This window comes from Roseovarius sp. (assembly GCF_965228755.1).
Lineage (GTDB): Bacteria > Pseudomonadota > Alphaproteobacteria > Rhodobacterales > Rhodobacteraceae > Roseovarius.
In genome coordinates this window covers 477,632-492,981 of the sequence record NZ_CBDDIG010000008.1, presented here as the reverse complement: position 1 = coordinate 492,981, position 15,350 = coordinate 477,632, and the positions used below count along the sequence as shown (strand labels likewise).

19 protein-coding genes are annotated in these 15,350 nt (G+C 66.9%); 8 read left to right on the top strand and 11 right to left on the bottom strand.

From position 1 onward, the window contains the following. The 4 genes from ACO07J_RS16215 to ACO07J_RS16200 all read right to left on the bottom strand — a co-directional run bounded on the left by ACO07J_RS16215 (position 1) and on the right by ACO07J_RS16200 (position 2,910). Positions 1-189: a hypothetical protein gene (locus ACO07J_RS16215; RefSeq protein WP_422030816.1), complete on the bottom strand. Its 189-nt coding sequence runs from the start codon at positions 187-189 to the stop codon at positions 1-3. Between the two features lie 120 nt (positions 190-309). Next, complete coding sequence (locus ACO07J_RS16210; protein WP_422030814.1) at positions 310-1,188, bottom strand: hypothetical protein; 879 nt, start codon at positions 1,186-1,188, stop codon at positions 310-312. Between the two features lie 34 nt (positions 1,189-1,222). Then, complete coding sequence (locus ACO07J_RS16205) at positions 1,223-1,933, bottom strand: gamma-glutamyl-gamma-aminobutyrate hydrolase family protein (RefSeq protein ID WP_422030812.1); 711 nt, start codon at positions 1,931-1,933, stop codon at positions 1,223-1,225. Further along, positions 1,930-2,910, bottom strand: a complete 981-nt coding sequence (locus ACO07J_RS16200; RefSeq protein WP_422030810.1) for an amidoligase family protein — start codon at positions 2,908-2,910, stop codon at positions 1,930-1,932. The genes ACO07J_RS16205 and ACO07J_RS16200 overlap by 4 nt, the downstream gene beginning before the upstream one ends. Positions 2,911-3,133: 223 nt before the next feature. Here ACO07J_RS16200 and ACO07J_RS16195 point away from each other — a divergent pair, with 223 nt between their 5' ends. After that, positions 3,134-3,676 (top strand): cytochrome b, encoded by a 543-nt coding sequence (locus ACO07J_RS16195; RefSeq protein ID WP_422030808.1) that lies wholly within the window; start codon positions 3,134-3,136, stop codon positions 3,674-3,676. A 107-nt stretch (positions 3,677-3,783) separates the two neighbouring features. Here ACO07J_RS16195 and rlmN read toward each other — a convergent pair whose 3' ends face one another. The 3 genes from rlmN to ACO07J_RS16180 form a co-directional block, all read right to left on the bottom strand. Further along, the gene (rlmN, locus tag ACO07J_RS16190) at positions 3,784-4,965 is read right to left on the bottom strand and encodes a 23S rRNA (adenine(2503)-C(2))-methyltransferase RlmN (RefSeq protein WP_422030806.1); all 1,182 of its coding nucleotides are present in this window, start codon (positions 4,963-4,965) and stop codon (positions 3,784-3,786) included. Beyond that, positions 4,962-6,251 carry a DEAD/DEAH box helicase gene (locus tag ACO07J_RS16185; RefSeq protein ID WP_422030804.1) on the bottom strand — a complete coding sequence of 430 codons (1,290 nt, stop codon included), beginning with the start codon at positions 6,249-6,251 and terminating at the stop codon, positions 4,962-4,964. Before ACO07J_RS16185 ends, rlmN begins: the two co-directional genes overlap by 4 nt. Before the next feature lie 249 nt (positions 6,252-6,500). Continuing rightward, positions 6,501-7,160, bottom strand: coding sequence for a winged helix-turn-helix transcriptional regulator (locus tag ACO07J_RS16180; protein ID WP_422030802.1), 660 nt, complete (start codon positions 7,158-7,160; stop codon positions 6,501-6,503). 98 nt (positions 7,161-7,258) lie between these two features. On the opposite strand from ACO07J_RS16180, the gene ACO07J_RS16175 reads away from it, so the two are divergent. The 4 genes from ACO07J_RS16175 to ACO07J_RS16160 are packed head-to-tail and all read left to right on the top strand — an operon-like array spanning position 7,259 to position 10,085. Beyond that, entirely contained in the window at positions 7,259-7,993 is a 735-nt protein-coding gene (locus ACO07J_RS16175; protein ID WP_350130254.1) for a DUF1428 domain-containing protein, read from the top strand. Then, positions 7,990-8,661, top strand: a complete 672-nt coding sequence (locus tag ACO07J_RS16170) for a glutathione S-transferase family protein (protein WP_422030800.1) — start codon at positions 7,990-7,992, stop codon at positions 8,659-8,661. The genes ACO07J_RS16175 and ACO07J_RS16170 overlap by 4 nt, the downstream gene beginning before the upstream one ends. Positions 8,662-8,680: 19 nt before the next feature. Continuing rightward, a complete protein-coding gene (locus tag ACO07J_RS16165; RefSeq protein WP_422030798.1) occupies positions 8,681-9,163 on the top strand; it encodes a VOC family protein in 483 nt (160 codons plus the stop codon). 58 nt (positions 9,164-9,221) lie between these two features. Further along, complete coding sequence (locus ACO07J_RS16160; RefSeq protein ID WP_422030796.1) at positions 9,222-10,085, top strand: alpha/beta fold hydrolase; 864 nt, start codon at positions 9,222-9,224, stop codon at positions 10,083-10,085. Positions 10,086-10,164: 79 nt separating this feature from the next. On the opposite strand, the gene ACO07J_RS16155 is transcribed toward ACO07J_RS16160, so the two are convergent. Then, positions 10,165-10,734 carry a DNA-3-methyladenine glycosylase I gene (locus ACO07J_RS16155; RefSeq protein WP_422030794.1) on the bottom strand — a complete coding sequence of 190 codons (570 nt, stop codon included), beginning with the start codon at positions 10,732-10,734 and terminating at the stop codon, positions 10,165-10,167. Positions 10,735-10,836: 102 nt separating this feature from the next. Between ACO07J_RS16155 and ACO07J_RS16150 the strand changes: the two genes are divergently transcribed. From ACO07J_RS16150 to phbB, 3 genes are all read left to right on the top strand, one after another. After that, positions 10,837-11,676, top strand: a complete 840-nt coding sequence (locus ACO07J_RS16150) for an EAL domain-containing protein (protein ID WP_422030792.1) — start codon at positions 10,837-10,839, stop codon at positions 11,674-11,676. A gap of 139 nt (positions 11,677-11,815) precedes the next feature. Next, complete coding sequence (locus ACO07J_RS16145) at positions 11,816-12,991, top strand: acetyl-CoA C-acetyltransferase (protein ID WP_422030790.1); 1,176 nt, start codon at positions 11,816-11,818, stop codon at positions 12,989-12,991. Between the two features lie 146 nt (positions 12,992-13,137). Next, positions 13,138-13,860, top strand: coding sequence for an acetoacetyl-CoA reductase (gene phbB, locus ACO07J_RS16140; RefSeq protein ID WP_422030788.1), 723 nt, complete (start codon positions 13,138-13,140; stop codon positions 13,858-13,860). Positions 13,861-14,074: 214 nt separating this feature from the next. Here phbB and ACO07J_RS16135 read toward each other — a convergent pair whose 3' ends face one another. The 3 genes from ACO07J_RS16135 to ACO07J_RS16125 form a co-directional block, all read right to left on the bottom strand. Beyond that, positions 14,075-14,245 carry a YdcH family protein gene (locus tag ACO07J_RS16135; protein WP_350130237.1) on the bottom strand — a complete coding sequence of 57 codons (171 nt, stop codon included), beginning with the start codon at positions 14,243-14,245 and terminating at the stop codon, positions 14,075-14,077. 114 nt (positions 14,246-14,359) lie between these two features. Then, positions 14,360-15,133, bottom strand: a complete 774-nt coding sequence (locus ACO07J_RS16130; protein ID WP_422030786.1) for a tRNA1(Val) (adenine(37)-N6)-methyltransferase — start codon at positions 15,131-15,133, stop codon at positions 14,360-14,362. Then, positions 15,120-15,341 (bottom strand): DUF2007 domain-containing protein, encoded by a 222-nt coding sequence (locus ACO07J_RS16125; protein WP_422030784.1) that lies wholly within the window; start codon positions 15,339-15,341, stop codon positions 15,120-15,122. Before ACO07J_RS16125 ends, ACO07J_RS16130 begins: the two co-directional genes overlap by 14 nt. Positions 15,342-15,350 lie beyond the last annotated feature (9 nt).

Sequence of the window (15,350 nt, the reverse complement as noted above, 5' to 3'; positions counted from 1 at the left end):
TCAGGCCGCCGCGCCCAGCGCGCAAAGGTCGCTGCCCTGCACCAGCGAGATCACCACGCGCCCCTCGTCGGTGTCGCGGATGCCATAGCCGTAGCCGCGCAGGCGATGCTGCCATTCGCGTTCCGACACGGCCAGCGCGCGCTCGCGCATCACAAGGTCGCGGATCTTGTTCGGGTTCATCGGTTCCATATCTGTTTCCTTCCCTCGGACAGTAATGTTGCTGAAACCGGGATAATTTCGCCTTGTGGCAACAATCGTGCCGAATTGGGGCAGGGCGCGGGTATCTTCGCGGCGGCCTGAGCCGGGCTTTCAGCTCAGGAACCTCGCACAGGTCGCTTCGAAATCGTCGAACATCGGGGCCCGCCCGAACCCGTCCGGAAAGGTGCCGTTCCGCTCCATCCCGGCGATCCGGTCGCAGGCATCGGCAATCCGCATGCAAAGCCGGCCCATCTCCGGTCCCGCCTGCACCCCGGCGGCCCGCCGCGCCGCCTCGGCGCATTGCCGGGTCAGGTCCACGTCGGCCTCGAACGCCGCCTCCGGTGTCTCCGCCATGCCCACACCCGGAACCTCTCCGGGCACGACGCCCTGCCCGTCCGCCAGCCCGGCCCGCACGATCGCCGTGGCATAGAGCATCGCCGCCCCGCTCAGCCGCCAGGCGTTATCCGCCCCGGCCGTATCGGCCTTCACACGCGACAGGAAGGCATGCAGCAACGCCTGTTCCACCAGCGCGGTCAGCAGCGCCAGCACCCGTTCCAGCTCCGGCGCCGTCTCGACATCCGGGCCCGGCGCGCCAGCCTCCGCAAGCCGCGCCTCCAGCCATGCCCGGTAATCCGACCTCGGCGCCGCGGCCCGCGCGATGCAGGCCCGCGCCGCGTCATCCTCTGCCCGCGCGGCGCCCAGCACCGTCGCCATGGCCTCCTCCATCTCCCGCTCCGCCCGCAGCACCGACGGCACGTCCCGCCCCGGCCGGACCCGATGCGCCGGAAGCCGCAGGGGAACACCCCGCCCCACCAGCAGCGCGGCAATGTCCATCGCGTTGGCGAAATCCACCTCGTCGATGGCGGTCACGCGGGCCAAATGCGCCTCGTCCCCCAGCGCCCGCAGGACCAGCATGTGCAGGAACTGCTGATGCACCGCCGTCAGCTCGACGCGCAACAGCGCCGCAAGGTGTCGCTCGGTCTCGGTCATGTCACTCCTCCGCAACCCGTTGGCACAGCCCGCCTCACATCACCTCGTCGACCCGCTGCAACTGCGCTTCCTGCTCGCGTCGCGCCCCCGCGGCGGCCACCAACGCGCGGAACAACCGCCTCTGCCGCCGCGCATAGAACAAATGCTCCGGATGCCACTGCACCCCCAGCGCGAACGGGTCGCGCACCCGCTCCACCGCCTGGATCATGCCGCCCGGATCGCGCGCCGCCACCCGCATCCCCCGGCCCAGCTCGTCCACCGCCTGGCTGTGCAGCGCGTTGACCCGCATCGCGTGCTCCCCGGCGATCGACGCCAGCCGCGTGTGCCGCTCCACCCGCACCGTCTTGCGCGGCAGGACGGTCCAGTGCTTCCGGCTCCGCTCGTACACCTGGTAGGCATCCTGGTGCAGCGTTCCGCCCAGCGCCACGTTGAGCATCTGGCTCCCCCGGCAGATCCCCAGCACCGGCTTCTTCGCCTCGAAGCAGGCCTCGACGATCCCGCGCTCCATCGCGTCCCGTTCGGGGTCGAGCCGCGCCGACGTCACGATCTGCCCGCCATAGAGGTCGGGCGATATGTCGTCGCCCCCGCCGATGATCACCCCGTCCACCGCCGGCACGTCGACCTCGCCCGCCTCGTCCCAGCGCACCGACCGGCCCCCGGCGATCCAGACGTTCAGCGCCACCAGCGGGAAGATCCGCCAGCCCGACCGGCGCGAGGTGGTGACCGCGATCACCGGCCGGCTCATGCCGGGCCCCCGCCTGCATCCGCCAGCCCCCGCTGCGTCAGGATGGCGCCACACCGCTCGGCCCAGAACGCCCGCGGCATCGGCACGCCCGCATTGGCCGCCTCCCAGCCCTGCGACAGCTCGGCCAGGACATCCGCCTCGGCCGCCACCCGCTCCACCGTCCGCCAGCGCCGCCATTCGCTGTCCAGCGTCCAGCCCGGCTCGTCGATCCGGCAGTCCGGCAGTCGGAAATGAAAGGTCGGCCGCGCCGAGGTGGCCCCGGTCAGCACCGAGCCCATCCGCTCCGCGTCGATCCATGCGAAGACCGGCAGCATGTCCAGCCCGAAGTTCCGCGACGGCGCCTCCTGCACATAGGCATCCATCACGTGCCCCAGCCGCGCCCCGCGCCCCAGCGCGATCAGCCGCCGCACCAGCCGCCGCGGATAGGCCGCCGCAAACGGCAGCACCCGGCGCATCTGGTCGATCGGGTTGGCGATCCGCAGCCAGTCCTCGATCAGCGCATAGGCCAGAAGCGGCGGCACGATAGCCTCCGCCCGGTCCGACGCCACCTGCACGTTCAGATGCACCCCGAAGCCAAAGAACAGCCCGCCCCCGCTGCCCAGCGCCCCGGCCTGCCTGAGCGCCTCGCGCAGCCCGTCCAGCGCGATCAGCCCGTCGCGGTCCAGCGGGTCGGTCACGATCTCCACCGGGATCACCTCCCGCCCCAGGCTCAGCGCCGCGTCGCGCAGCGCGGTCTTGTCGGCATGGCGCAGCGCGGTATCCAGATAGACCTTCAGCCCCCCGATCCGGCTGTCCTCGACCTGCCAGATCGCCTCGTCCACCTGCCGCGCCCGGCCGCCCAGGTGCCGCGCGCACAGATCGGCACAGCGCGCCTCGTCCAGCCCGCCCAGCTCGATCTCCACACCGGTCAGGCGCGGGCCGCCCTCGGCGGTCTCCGGCTGCGGCAGGGGCGCAAAACTGTTCTCGGGCGAAACCATGAGGCTAATCTAGGCCCCGCCCGGCCCGACGCAATCACAAACCGGCCCGTTTTCCCGGCAGTGCCTCGCGCCGTGCCCCAATCCTCGGCGCCCTGCGGCGCCCTGCCGGTTACATTTCCGTGAACGCGCGACAATCCCGTTCAGCATCAACGTATTACCTGATCTAACCCGGCCCAGCCCTGCCGATTTCAGACCATCCATTCCACGAAGAACCGGAGCGCACATGCCCCCCCTCACCGACACCCCCCACCGCTACGGCCTGATCACCCGGATCCTGCACTGGGGCATGGCCCTGCTCTTCGCGGCTCAGTTCCTCTCCGCCGCCGCCCACTGGGCGCTCCCGCGCGAGAACGCCACCCGCGAGCTGCTCTGGAGCTACCATTACACCCTCGGCGCAACGCTCTTCCTGCTGGTGCTGCTCCGCGGCGCGTGGGGCCTCGCCAACCTGCCCCGCCGGCCCGAGCATACCGGCGACCTCATCGGCCGGGCGGCGGTGGCGGGCCACGTCGCGATCTACGCGCTGATGGTCATCGTGCCCTTCACCCGCCTCCTCGCCGCCGCCGGCGGCAAACGCGGCTTCTCCTATTTCGGGCTACAGATCTTCCCACCCCGCGAGGCGGAAATCGCCTGGATGCAGGCCCCCGCCGAACTGCATGGCGAAATGGGCTGGGTGCTCGCGCTGCTGATCCTCGGCCATATCGCCATGGCGGTGATCTGGCACCGCCTCATCCGCCGCGACGACGTGCTGCAACGCATGGCGGGCTGATCCCGGGCGCCACCGCGCCGTTTTCTGCACAGAAAACGGGGTAGAAAATACACATTTTCTACCCCGGAATTTTTCCAAAATTCCGCCCGCGCCGGGACGGAACCCCGTCAGCCCATCCCCGCCTCGGCCTCGATCGCCTTGCGCGATTTCCGCTGCCGTTCGGTGGCCGACTTGAGCTGCCCGCAGGCCGCCATGATATCCTCGCCCCGCGGCGTCCGGATCGGGCTGGCATAGCCCGCCTTGTAGACGATATCCGCGAACCGCTCGATCCGCTCCCAATCGCTCCGCTGGTGCGGGGCGCCAGGCCATTCGTTGAACGGGATCAGGTTGATCTTCGCCGGAATGCCCTTGATCAGCTGCACCAGCCGCCGCGCATCCTCGTCGCTGTCGTTCACGTCCTTCAGCATCACGTACTCGAACGTGATCCGCTCGGAATTCGACGCCTTGGGATACTCCCGCAGCGCCTCCAGCAGCGTGGCGATGTTCCACTTTTTGTTGATCGGCACCAGCTTGTCGCGCACCTCGTCGGTGGTGGCGTGGAAACTGACCGCCAGCATGCAGCCGATCTCCTCGGCCGTCTTGGCAATCTCCGGCACCACGCCGGAGGTCGACAACGTGATCCGCCGGCGGCTCAGGGAAATCCCCTCGCCATCCATGGCGATCTTCATCGCGTCCCGCACGTTGTCGAAATTGTAAAGCGGCTCGCCCATCCCCATCAGCACGATATTCGACAGCAGGCGCGGCTTCTCCCCCGCGCCCTCGCCGGGCTTGGGCCACTCGCCCAGGTCGTCGCGCGCCATCATCACCTGGCCCACGATTTCCCCGGCGGTCAGGTTCCGCACCAGCTTCTGCGTGCCGGTGTGACAGAAGGAACAGGTCAGCGTGCACCCCACCTGAGAGGAAATGCACAGCGTGCCCCGGTCGGTCTCGGGGATATACACCACCTCGACCTCGTGACCGCCGGCGATCCGGGCGAGATACTTGCGCGTCCCGTCGGCACTCACCTGCTTGCTCACCATCTCGGGAATCTCGATGACGAACTTCTCGGCCAGTTGCGCGCGATACGCCTTCGACAGGTTCGTCATCGCCTCGAAATCGCGCACGCCCCACCAGTAGACCCACTGCCAGATCTGGTTGACCCGCATCTTGGCCTGCTTCTCGGGCGTGCCATTGGCAATCAGCGCCTCGCGCAGGCCGTCACGGGTCAGCCCGACGATATTCACCGGCCCCTCCGGAAGCTTCCGGGGGATCGTCAGCACATCCTGGGTGATCGGGGCACTGTCGGTCATGGCTCTGGCAGTCCTGTTCTCAGATGCGTGCAGATATACGATCTGCACGCCGATTCCAAAAGGTTTCCCTTACCCGGGTTGCCACCTCCGCCCCCGCCGCCGCGACGCCGGCCCTGCCCGCCACCCCGGCGCGGTCCGCGCGCACCATTGGCCGGCAGCGGGCTCTCGCCGCTGGCCACCGGCACCTCGATCTTCATCAGCCGCTGGATCTGGTGCAGCAGGTCCGCATCCTCCGGCGCGCAGAAGGCAATCGCCTCGCCCTCGCGGCCGGCCCGCGCGGTCCGCCCGATCCGGTGCACGTAATTGTCCGGCACCTCTGGCAGGTCGTAGTTGATGACATAGCCCACGTCGGGAATGTCGATCCCCCGCGCGGCCACGTCCGTCGCCACCAGAACCGTCACCGTGCCCTCGCGGAACGCCTTGATGGCGCGGTCGCGCTGGCCCTGGCTCTTGTTGCCGTGGATCGAGGCGGCGTTGTACCCGTCACGCACCAGCCCCTTCATCAGCTTCTCGGCACCATGCTTCGTGCGCGCGAACACCAGCGTCAGCGCGTCGCTGTTCATCGTCAGGATCTCGCGCAGCTTGCCGGGCTTGTCGCCCTTGTCGAGGAAATGCACCGACTGGGTGATCTTGTCGGCGGCCTTGCCCGGGGGCGCCACCTGCACCTTCACCGGGTTGGTCAGGTAGGCGCCCGACAGCTCCTCCATCTGCTTCGGCATGGTGGCCGAGAACAGCATGGTCCGCCGCGGCGTGCCCAACTTCGGCGCGATCTTCCGCAGCGCATGGATGAACCCCATGTCGAGCATCTGGTCCGCCTCGTCCAGCACCAGCGATTTCGCCTGGCTCAGGTCGACCGAACCGCGATCCATCAGGTCGATCAGACGGCCCGGCGTGGCCACCAGGATATCCGTCCCCCGGCCCAGCGCCGCGATCTGCTTGTTGATCGACTGGCCGCCCACCACGGTAAAGACCCGCAGCTTGGTGCCTTCGGTCAGCGGGCGAAGGTTGTCGGCGATCTGGTTCACCAGCTCACGCGTCGGCGCCAGAACGAGCGCCTTCACCGTCTTCGGCAGCGGCTTGCCGGGGTTGGCCAGCAGATGCTCCACCAGCGGCAGGCCGAAGGCCAGCGTCTTGCCGGTGCCGGTCTGCGCCAGCCCCATGATGTCATGCCCCTCCAGCGCCGGCGGAATCGCCTTGGTCTGGATCGGGGTCGGTTTGTCGATGCCGGCGCGGGTCAGCGCGGCGATGATGTTCGGCGACAGGCCGAATTCGGAAAAATCTTGCAAAGGGTATCCTTCTTGGGCCGCGTCCCTGCGGCCTTTGCGTCTGGCCACATCGCGGCCGTCGAGGGTTTGCGCTGGCCTCGGAACGGGCGGGCGTCTCCCGCGCCATCCGGCCGTCGCGTCAAGAACCCTGCGTGATGGGGACCTAGAAAGTATGGTGTCGCTGATGGCCCGGTATCGGGGCACGGCAAGCTCACGCGGCTGCGCAGCGACAGCGCTCACATGGGGGCAAACGCCCCGCATGTCAAGCATTTACGTCGCCGCCCCCTCCCGCCGGAGGCCGAACATGTCGACGAAACGCTGCGCCGCGGCACCATCGCCCCGCACGCTCACCCGCCCGTTTTCCTCCAGCTCCGCCAGCGACAGCCGCCCATAGACGGCCGAGGCCATGCCGTTCCCGTGGCCCTTCAGCAAGAAAGGCGCCTCCGGGCGTTCCACCGCCCGCGTCACCACCTTGCCCTCCCCAACCCGCATCTCGAATGCCTCGCTGCCGAAATCGAACCCGGCCACGGCCTCCCCGGCCTTCTCGGGCAACAGGTTCACCCCCATCGAGATCATCAGCGCCGTCGGGCTGATGAACCGGCTCGGGTCATGCCCCGGCACCATCAGCGCCCAGCGGCACAACGCCTCCAGCACCGGCAACAACCCGTGCCCGGCCTCCGTCAAACTGTAGATCCCCAGCCGCGCATCATGCGCCACCACCCCGGCCTCGACCAGCTGGCCCAGCCGCCCGGTCAGCACGCTCGCCGTGATCCCCGGCAGCCCGGCCCGGATCATCTGGAACCGCTTCGGCGCGAACACCAGCTCGCGCACCACCAGCAGCGCCCAGCGATCCCCGATCAGGTTCAGCGCGTGGGCGGCAAGACAGCCTTCGTCATAGCGAAGGCGGGGGGTTTTCGCCTGTTCAGTCATGTTTTGATACTAGCAGTTGTTTTTTCATACTGCAAGTGTCACGCTAGGTCAGCGGGCCCGATTCGGGCCGCCCCGTTCAGGACAAAGGAAAACGCGAGATGACCTATTACACCGCCTCCGTCGCGGCCGTGCCCACCGCCAACAAGCAGGCCTATATCGACCACTGCGCCGAGGCATGGACCCTGTTCAAACCCCACGGCGCCCTTCGCATGATCGAGACCTGGGGCGCCGACGTGCCCAAGGGCATGAACACCGATTTCCACGATGCGGTGCAGGCGAAAGAGGATGAAACCGTCGTCTTCGCCTGGATCGAATGGCCCGACAAGGCGGCCGCGGAAGCCGGCTGGGAAAAGATCATGTCCGACCCGGCCATGGCCAGCATGTCGGAAATGCCCTTCGACGGCAGCCGGATGATCTATGGCGGCTTCGAACCCGTCTACGAACGCGGCAAGCTCACCGATGCGGGCTATTACCAGGGCTTCGTCCTCGCCGTGCCGGAAAAGAACCGCCAGGCCTATGCCGAGATGGCCGATGAAGGCTGGCAGATGTTCGAACAGTTCGGCGCCACCGGCATGGTCGAGAACTGGGGCGATTTCGTTCCCGAGGGCAAGGTGACCGACTTCTTCCGCGCCACCAAGGCCGAGAAGGGGGAAATGCCGCTCTTCAGCTGGATCACCTGGCCCGATCGCGCCACCTGCGACGCCGCCACCAAGAAGATGCAGGAACAGATGTCGGATTTCGACATGTCGAAAATGCCCTTCGACGCCTCGCGCATGATGTATGCCGGGTTCGAGCCGCTCTTCGATTCCGCAGAGATCGCGAGGGCGGCATGACACTGACGCTCTACACCCTCGACTGGGTACCCGACTTCCCCCGTGGCTTCGTCCGCGATCTCCGCATCCGCTGGGCGCTGGAGGAGATCGGCCGCCCCTACGACACCGCCACCGTGCCCTCGCACCCGAAAACCGAGGCGCACCTGGCGATGCAGCCCTTCGGCCAGGTGCCCATCATCAAGGACGGCGACCTGATCCTCTTCGAATCCGGCGCCATCCTTCAGCACGTCACCCAGGGCAGCGCGCTCTTCCCCGACGACAGGCGCGCCGAGATCACGCAATGGCTCTTCGCCGCCCTGAACACGCTCGAAATGGCGACGATGCACTGGCAGGTGATGCTGCTGGCGCGGAAGTTCCCCGATTTCTTCGGCCCGCCCCCGGCTGGCGAGGTCATCGACCACGCCTTCGCCTTCGCGAAAACCCGGCTCGACGCCTTCGAAAGGCGGATGGCCGAGCGGGAGTGGATCGCCGGTGAGTTCAGCATCGCCGACATCGCCACGATCGACACCCTGCGCAACGTCGCGTCCGAAGACGGGCTCGCCGAGCACAAGGCGCTCACCGCCTATATCGACCGCGCCACCGCCCGGCCCGCCTTCAAGCGCGCCCTGCGCGATCACATGGACCACTGGCAGGCCGCCGACGCGGCCCGCGAAACCGAAACGGCCTGACGGCCCAGGAACCAACGCAATGACCACCACTCCGAAGAACACCATCTGCCTTTGGTACACCAACGATGCCGAGGAGGCCGCGAATTTCTACGCCGCGACCTTCCCCGACAGCAAGGTCACGGGCGTCCACAAGGCCCCCACCGACTATCCGGGCGGCAAGAAGGGCGACACCATCACCGTCACCTTCACGGTCATGGGCATCCCGTGCCTGGGCCTCAACGGCGGCGAGATGTTCACCCATTCCGAGGCGTTCTCCTTCCAGGTCGCCACCGATGACCAGGAAGAAACCGACCGCTACTGGGACGCCATCGTCGGCAATGGCGGGCAGGAATCGCAATGCGGCTGGTGCAAGGACAAGTGGGGCATCTCCTGGCAGATCACCCCGCGCGTCCTGACCGACGCGCTCGCCGCCGGCGGGGAAGAGGCCAGCCGCGCCTTCCAGGCGATGATGCCGATGAAGAAGATCGACGTCGCCACCATCGAGGCCGCCCGCCGCGGCTGACCTCACGGCACATTGCCCGGGGCCCCGGCCCCGGGCATCGCAACCTACAGGACATTCCATGATCGAACGCTTATCCCGGGCCGCCGCCCTGCCGCTCGCCCTCCTCACGCTTGCCGCCCCCGCACAGGCCGATTTGGCCTCCGTCGACGGGCACGACATCTATTACGAGGTCCACGGCGAACTCACCCCCGACACCGTGCCGGTGCTCATGCTCCACGGCGGCATGATGAGCTTCGAGGCCAGCTACGGCGCCATGCTGCCCGCGCTGACCGAAACCCATACCGTGATCGGCGTCGAACAGCAGGGTCACGGCCATACGCCCCTGCATGACGGCCCCCTCACCGCCGAGACCATGCGCCGCGACACGCTCGGCGTGCTCGACGCGCTCTCGGTCGACCGCGTTCACGTGGTGGGCTTCTCCGCCGGCGGAATGCTGGCGCTGGAACTCGCCGTGAACGCCCCCGAGCGCGTCGCCTCGGTCGTGGCCATCTCCGCCGCGTCACAGCCTTCGGGCTTCATGCCCGGCATGATCGAGATGCAGAAGGATCCGAACTATCAGCCCTCTCCGGAAGTGCTGGCCCTCATGCCCAGCGAAGAGGATTTCGCCGACATGGCGGCCGAAATCGCGGCCAAGAACCCCGGCGGCGCCGCCACGATCCCCCAGACCATGCAGAAGATCACCGCCTTCATCACCTCCGACTGGGGCTGGCCCGACGACCGCATCGCCGCCATCGCCGCGCCGGTCCTCGTGGTCAATGGCGACACCGATTTCATCGAGCCCGAGCACGCCCTCCACCTCTACCGCACGATCCCCGAGGCACAGCTCGCGATCCTGCCCGGCACGACGCATCTCGACATCCTCGAACAGCCCGCGCTGCTGCCGATGATCGAGGCGTTCCTGCAAGCCCCTGCCCCCGACTGACCGGGGCGGGGTCGGCATGTCGCACCGACGCAATACCGACAAAATACCGACGTTATACCGACGTTGAAATTCCGGGGCTTCAGCCCAGCTTCCGAACCGGCTCGTGACAGGGACAGGTGACCAGGTGATCGTTCACCATCCCCACCGCCTGCATGAAGGCATAGACGATGGTCGGCCCGCAGAACTTGAAGCCCCTTTTCTTCAAATCCTTTGAAATTGCGCGGGAAATTTCGGTCTCCGTCGGCACCTCGGCCAGGCTCTCGAACCGGTTCTGGATCGGCCGGCCGCCGACATAGGCCCAAAGATACCTGTCGAACCCCTGCTCCGCCTCGATCTGCTGCCAGACCCGGGCGTTCCCGATCGTCGCCTCGATCTTCCCCCGGTGCCGGATGATCCCCGGATCGGCCAGGCACCGCTGCACCTCCGCCTCGCCCCAGCCGGCGATGATGTTCGGGTCAAACCCCTGGAAAGACTCGCGAAAATTGTCGCGCTTGCGCAGGATGGTGATCCAGCTCAACCCCGCCTGGAACCCGTCGAGGATCAGCTTCTCCCAAAGCGCCCGGCTGTCCCATTCGGGCACGCCCCACTCGGTGTCGTGATAGGCCTCGTAAAGCGGGTCATTGCCCACCCAGCCACATCTGTCACCCATGGAATGCCTCCCCGACCGGCCCGGTCGCTCAAATTCGCTCTTTAAGCCTTCCTTAGCGGCTGCGCCCCACCCTGTGAAGCGGGTGCAATCAGGAGCGCGCAAATGGGGCAAGACCCGACTTTCTGGGCCGACATTCCGGCCGGGCATGACAACCCGCTGAACTTCGCCGTAACCAGCCGGGACCGGACGGTTATCGAAATGGTAACCGATGCGGTGCAGAACGATCGCGCGATGCTGGCCTACCAGGCCATCGTGCCCGCCGGCGCGCCGAACAAGCCCGCCTTTTACGAAGGATTAATCCGGGTGATGGACAGCACCGGCCGGATCATTCCGGCGTGCGACTTCATTACCGAGATCGAGACGACGGAAACCGGCCGCCTGATCGACTGCATCGCGCTCGAACAGGGGCTGAAAGCGATGCACGACTATCCCGACCTGCGGCTCGCCATCAACATGTCGGCCCGCTCGGTCGGCTATGCGCGCTGGATGCGGATCCTGCGCGACGGGTTGCGCGCCGACCCCACGGCGGGCGAGCGCCTGATTCTCGAGATCACCGAAAGCTCGGCCATCGTCGTGCCCGAGCTGGTGATCAGCTTCATGACCGAAATGCAGTCCGAAGGCGTCAGCTTCGCGCTCGACGATTTCGGCTCCGGCTACACCTCCTTCCGCTATCTCAAGCAATTCTACTTCGACATCCTCAAGATCGACGGCCAGTTCATCCGCGGCGTCGCCCGCGACCCCGACAACCAGGTTCTCGCCGGCGCGCTCATGTCCGTCGCCGAACAGTTCGACATGGTCTGCGTCGCCGAAAGCGTCGAAACCGCCGAGGATGCGGCCTTTCTCCAGGGCATCGGAATGGACTGCCTGCAGGGCTATTTCTTCGGCGCCCCCACCGTGCGCCCGCCCTGGGATACCGACGCCGGCGAGAGCGCCACCGCCTGACCGCCGCCTGTGACAATCCAACCGTTGCCGGGCCACCACCCATGCGGTATCACGCCAGCCAAGGCGGAGGAGTCCGCACAGGCACCCATGGCGGGCGCCGGGGCGCCTCCGGTCACGCAGTCACCTGGTGGAGGAAGACATGACCAACGTAGTTATCGCATCCGCGGCGCGCACCGCCGTCGGCTCGTTCAGCGGCGCTTTTGCCAACACCCCGGCCCATGATCTCGGCACCGCCGTGCTCGAGGCCATCGTCGAACGCGCGGGCATCGACAAGGCCGAAGTCTCCGAAACCATCCTCGGCCAGGTGCTCACCGCCGCCCAGGGCCAGAACCCGGCCCGCCAGGCGCATGTCAACGCCGGCCTGCCCATCGAAAGCGCCGCCTGGGGCATCAACCAGGTCTGCGGCTCGGGCCTGCGCGCCGTCGCGCTTGGCGCCCAGCACATCCAGCTCGGCGATGCCAGCATCGTCGCCGCCGGCGGCCAGGAAAACATGACCCTCTCGCCCCACGCCGCCCACCTGCGCGCCGGCCACAAGATGGGCGACGTGAAATACATCGACACCATGATCCGCGACGGCCTCTGGGACGCGTTCAACGGCTACCACATGGGCCAGACCGCCGAGAACGTCGCCAACCAGTGGCAGATCACCCGCGAGATGCAGGACGAGTTCGCCGTCGCCTCGCAGAACAAGGCCGAGGCCGCCCAGAACGCCGGCAAGTTCCAGGACGAGATCACCCCCTTCACGGTCAAGACCCGCAAGGGCGAGACGGTGGTCGACAAGGATGAATACATCCGCCACGGCGCCACCATCGACGCCATGCAGAAGCTGCGCCCGGCCTTCGTACAGGATGGCTCCGTCACCGCCGCCAACGCGTCGGGTATCAACGACGGCGCCGCCGCCGTCCTGCTGATGAGCGCCGACGACGCCGAGAAACGCGGCATCGAACCGCTCGCCCGCATCGCCTCCTACGCCACCGCCGGGCTCGACCCGTCGATCATGGGCGTCGGCCCGATCAGCGCCAGCCGCAAGGCCCTGGAAAAGGCCGGGTGGAGCGTCGAAGACCTCGACCTCGTCGAAGCCAACGAAGCCTTCGCGGCCCAGGCCTGTGCCGTGAACAAGGACATGGGCTGGGACCCGTCGATCGTGAACGTCAACGGCGGCGCCATCGCCATCGGCCACCCGATCGGCGCCTCGGGCTGCCGCGTGCTCAACACCCTGCTCTTCGAGATGAAGCGCCGCGACGCCAAGAAGGGGCTCGCCACGCTCTGCATCGGCGGCGGCATGGGCGTCGCCATGTGCGTCGAACGCGACTGACCGGACACCGGCAGGATAGGGCGCCCTCGGGCGCCCTTTTCATTTGCCCTTGCACCTGCCGCCGATCTTTGAGCAACATTATTGCGCGAACGAAATCCGAAAGGTAACGGTGTTACCGACAGCAAAGACAAGACTGGAGGAGAACCATGGCAAGAACTGCACTCGTGACCGGCGGCAGCCGGGGCATCGGCGAGGCGATTTCCAAGGCGTTGAAGGCCGAAGGCTACAACGTCGCCGCCACCTATGCCGGCAATGACGAGAAGGCCGCCGCCTTCACCGAGGCCACCGGCATCAAGACCTACAAGTGGAACGTGGCGGATTACGAGGCCAGCAAGGCCGGCATCGCCAAGGTCGAGGAAGAGGTCGGCCCGATCGACATCGTCGTCGCCAATGCCGGCATTACGCGCGATGCGCCCTTCCACAAGATGAGCCCCGAGCAATGGCAGGAGGTGATCGACACCAACCTGACCGGCGTCTTCAACACGGTTCACCCGGTCTGGCCCGGCATGCGCGAGCGCAAGTTCGGCCGGGTCATCGTGATCAGCTCGATCAACGGCCAGAAGGGCCAGTTCGCACAGGTGAATTACGCCGCGACCAAGGCCGGCGACATCGGCATCGTCCGCAGCCTCGCCCAGGAAGGCGCCCGCGCCGGCATCACCGCCAACGCCGTCTGCCCCGGCTACATCGCCACCGAAATGGTGATGGCCGTCCCGGAAAAGGTGCGCGAACAGATCATCGCCCAGATCCCCGCCGGCCGCCTTGGCGAGCCCGAAGAGATCGCCCGCTGCGTCACCTTCCTCGCCTCCGACGATGCGCAGTTCATCAACGGCTCGACGATCTCGGCCAACGGCGCCCAGTTCTTCGGCTGATCCTCCGCCGACAAAGCGCCACGAACACAACGGGGCCGGTCACGCTGACCGGCCCCTTTTTTCGTCGTTCGATGGTGTTTCGTGAGGTTTGGCGGCGCACAAAACGCTCGCTGGTCGCGTCGACACGCAACTCGCTATCTGATTGATCAGGCCCGTGAATTCACGCCATGACAGCTGTCATCAACCTCGGAAATTCAGGGGCGGATGACGTCGTTCAGGCGTCTTCCGACAGGCGTGCGATCTCTTCCTTGAGGCGCAGTTTCTGTTTCTTGAGTTCGGCGATTTCGAAGTCGGACGCGCCCGGAGAGCGCTGCACTTCTTCGACCCGGTCGGAGAGGGTTTGGTGTTTCTTCTTCAGTTCCTCGACATGTGAACTCAAGCTCATTGGCGTCTCCTCTCGTTGCTGATGTGCGTTATGCACCTTTTCAGTGCATCACAGATTTATGACTCTGTCACGCTGCGCGCGCAGCATAAGCGGAACTATGCGATTCAAATGCTGTTAAAATGAGCCGGAAAACGGCAGCGCCTTGCCCTGCCGCAGAACCGAGGCGGTCGCCGCGGTATAGTTTTCTCGGTCTCCCGGGTGTTCAACCCCCGCGTGCAGGATCCAGCCGTCATGCAGGCGAAACTTCGCACGTCCGCCCTTTCGCGCCCGGATCAGCACCAGCCTGGCCTCCCGCCCCTCGCGCGGCACCAGCGGCAGCACCTCGACACTCCCCAGCCGGCGCGCCGTCTCGGCCAGCAGCTCCGGCAGCCGTTCGGCCCGGTGGACCAGGCTGACATGTCCGCCGGGCATGCACCGCCGCGCCGCCTGTTTCACCCACTCCGCCAGCGGCGTCCGCTCGCCCATCGCGGTTTCGCGTCCCGGCTCGGCAGCGGCGGTGCTGGCGGCGCGGTCGAAATAGGGCGGGTTGGCGATGACATGATCGAACTGCCGCTCCCTCAGCGTCCCCGGCATGTCCGACAGGTCGCCCTCCACCACCTCGAACTCCAGCCCGTTCTCCGCCCCGTTGCGGCGCGCCAGTGCGGCGTACTCACCCTGCAATTCCAGCCCCGTCAGCCGAAGCCCCGGCACCCGCCGGCCAAGGCACAGTGCCGCAACGCCAACGCCACAGCCAAGGTCCAGCACGCTCTGCCCCGGCTTCGCCGGCACCCCGGCCGCCAGCATCACCGGGTCGATCCCCGCCCGGTATCCACGCCTCGGCTGGTAAATCCGCAGCTGCCCCCCGAGAAAGTCGTCAGCCGTCACCTCGTCCGGCTCACCCCCCGTCATCCACCTCTATCCCGTTGTCGGTGAGGGCTTGCACGGCATCCTCGTAATCCGAATCCGCGACCATGATCCGCCGCGGGAAAATACCGATCGACCCTTCGAGAACGCTCATGTTTACGTCCATTTCAAAGCAGTCTATACCCTCGCCCTGAAGCAGCGCCTTGGCAAAGGCGATCGAGGCCGGGTCGTTGGTGCGCAAAAGCTGTTTCATGGCCAAGAG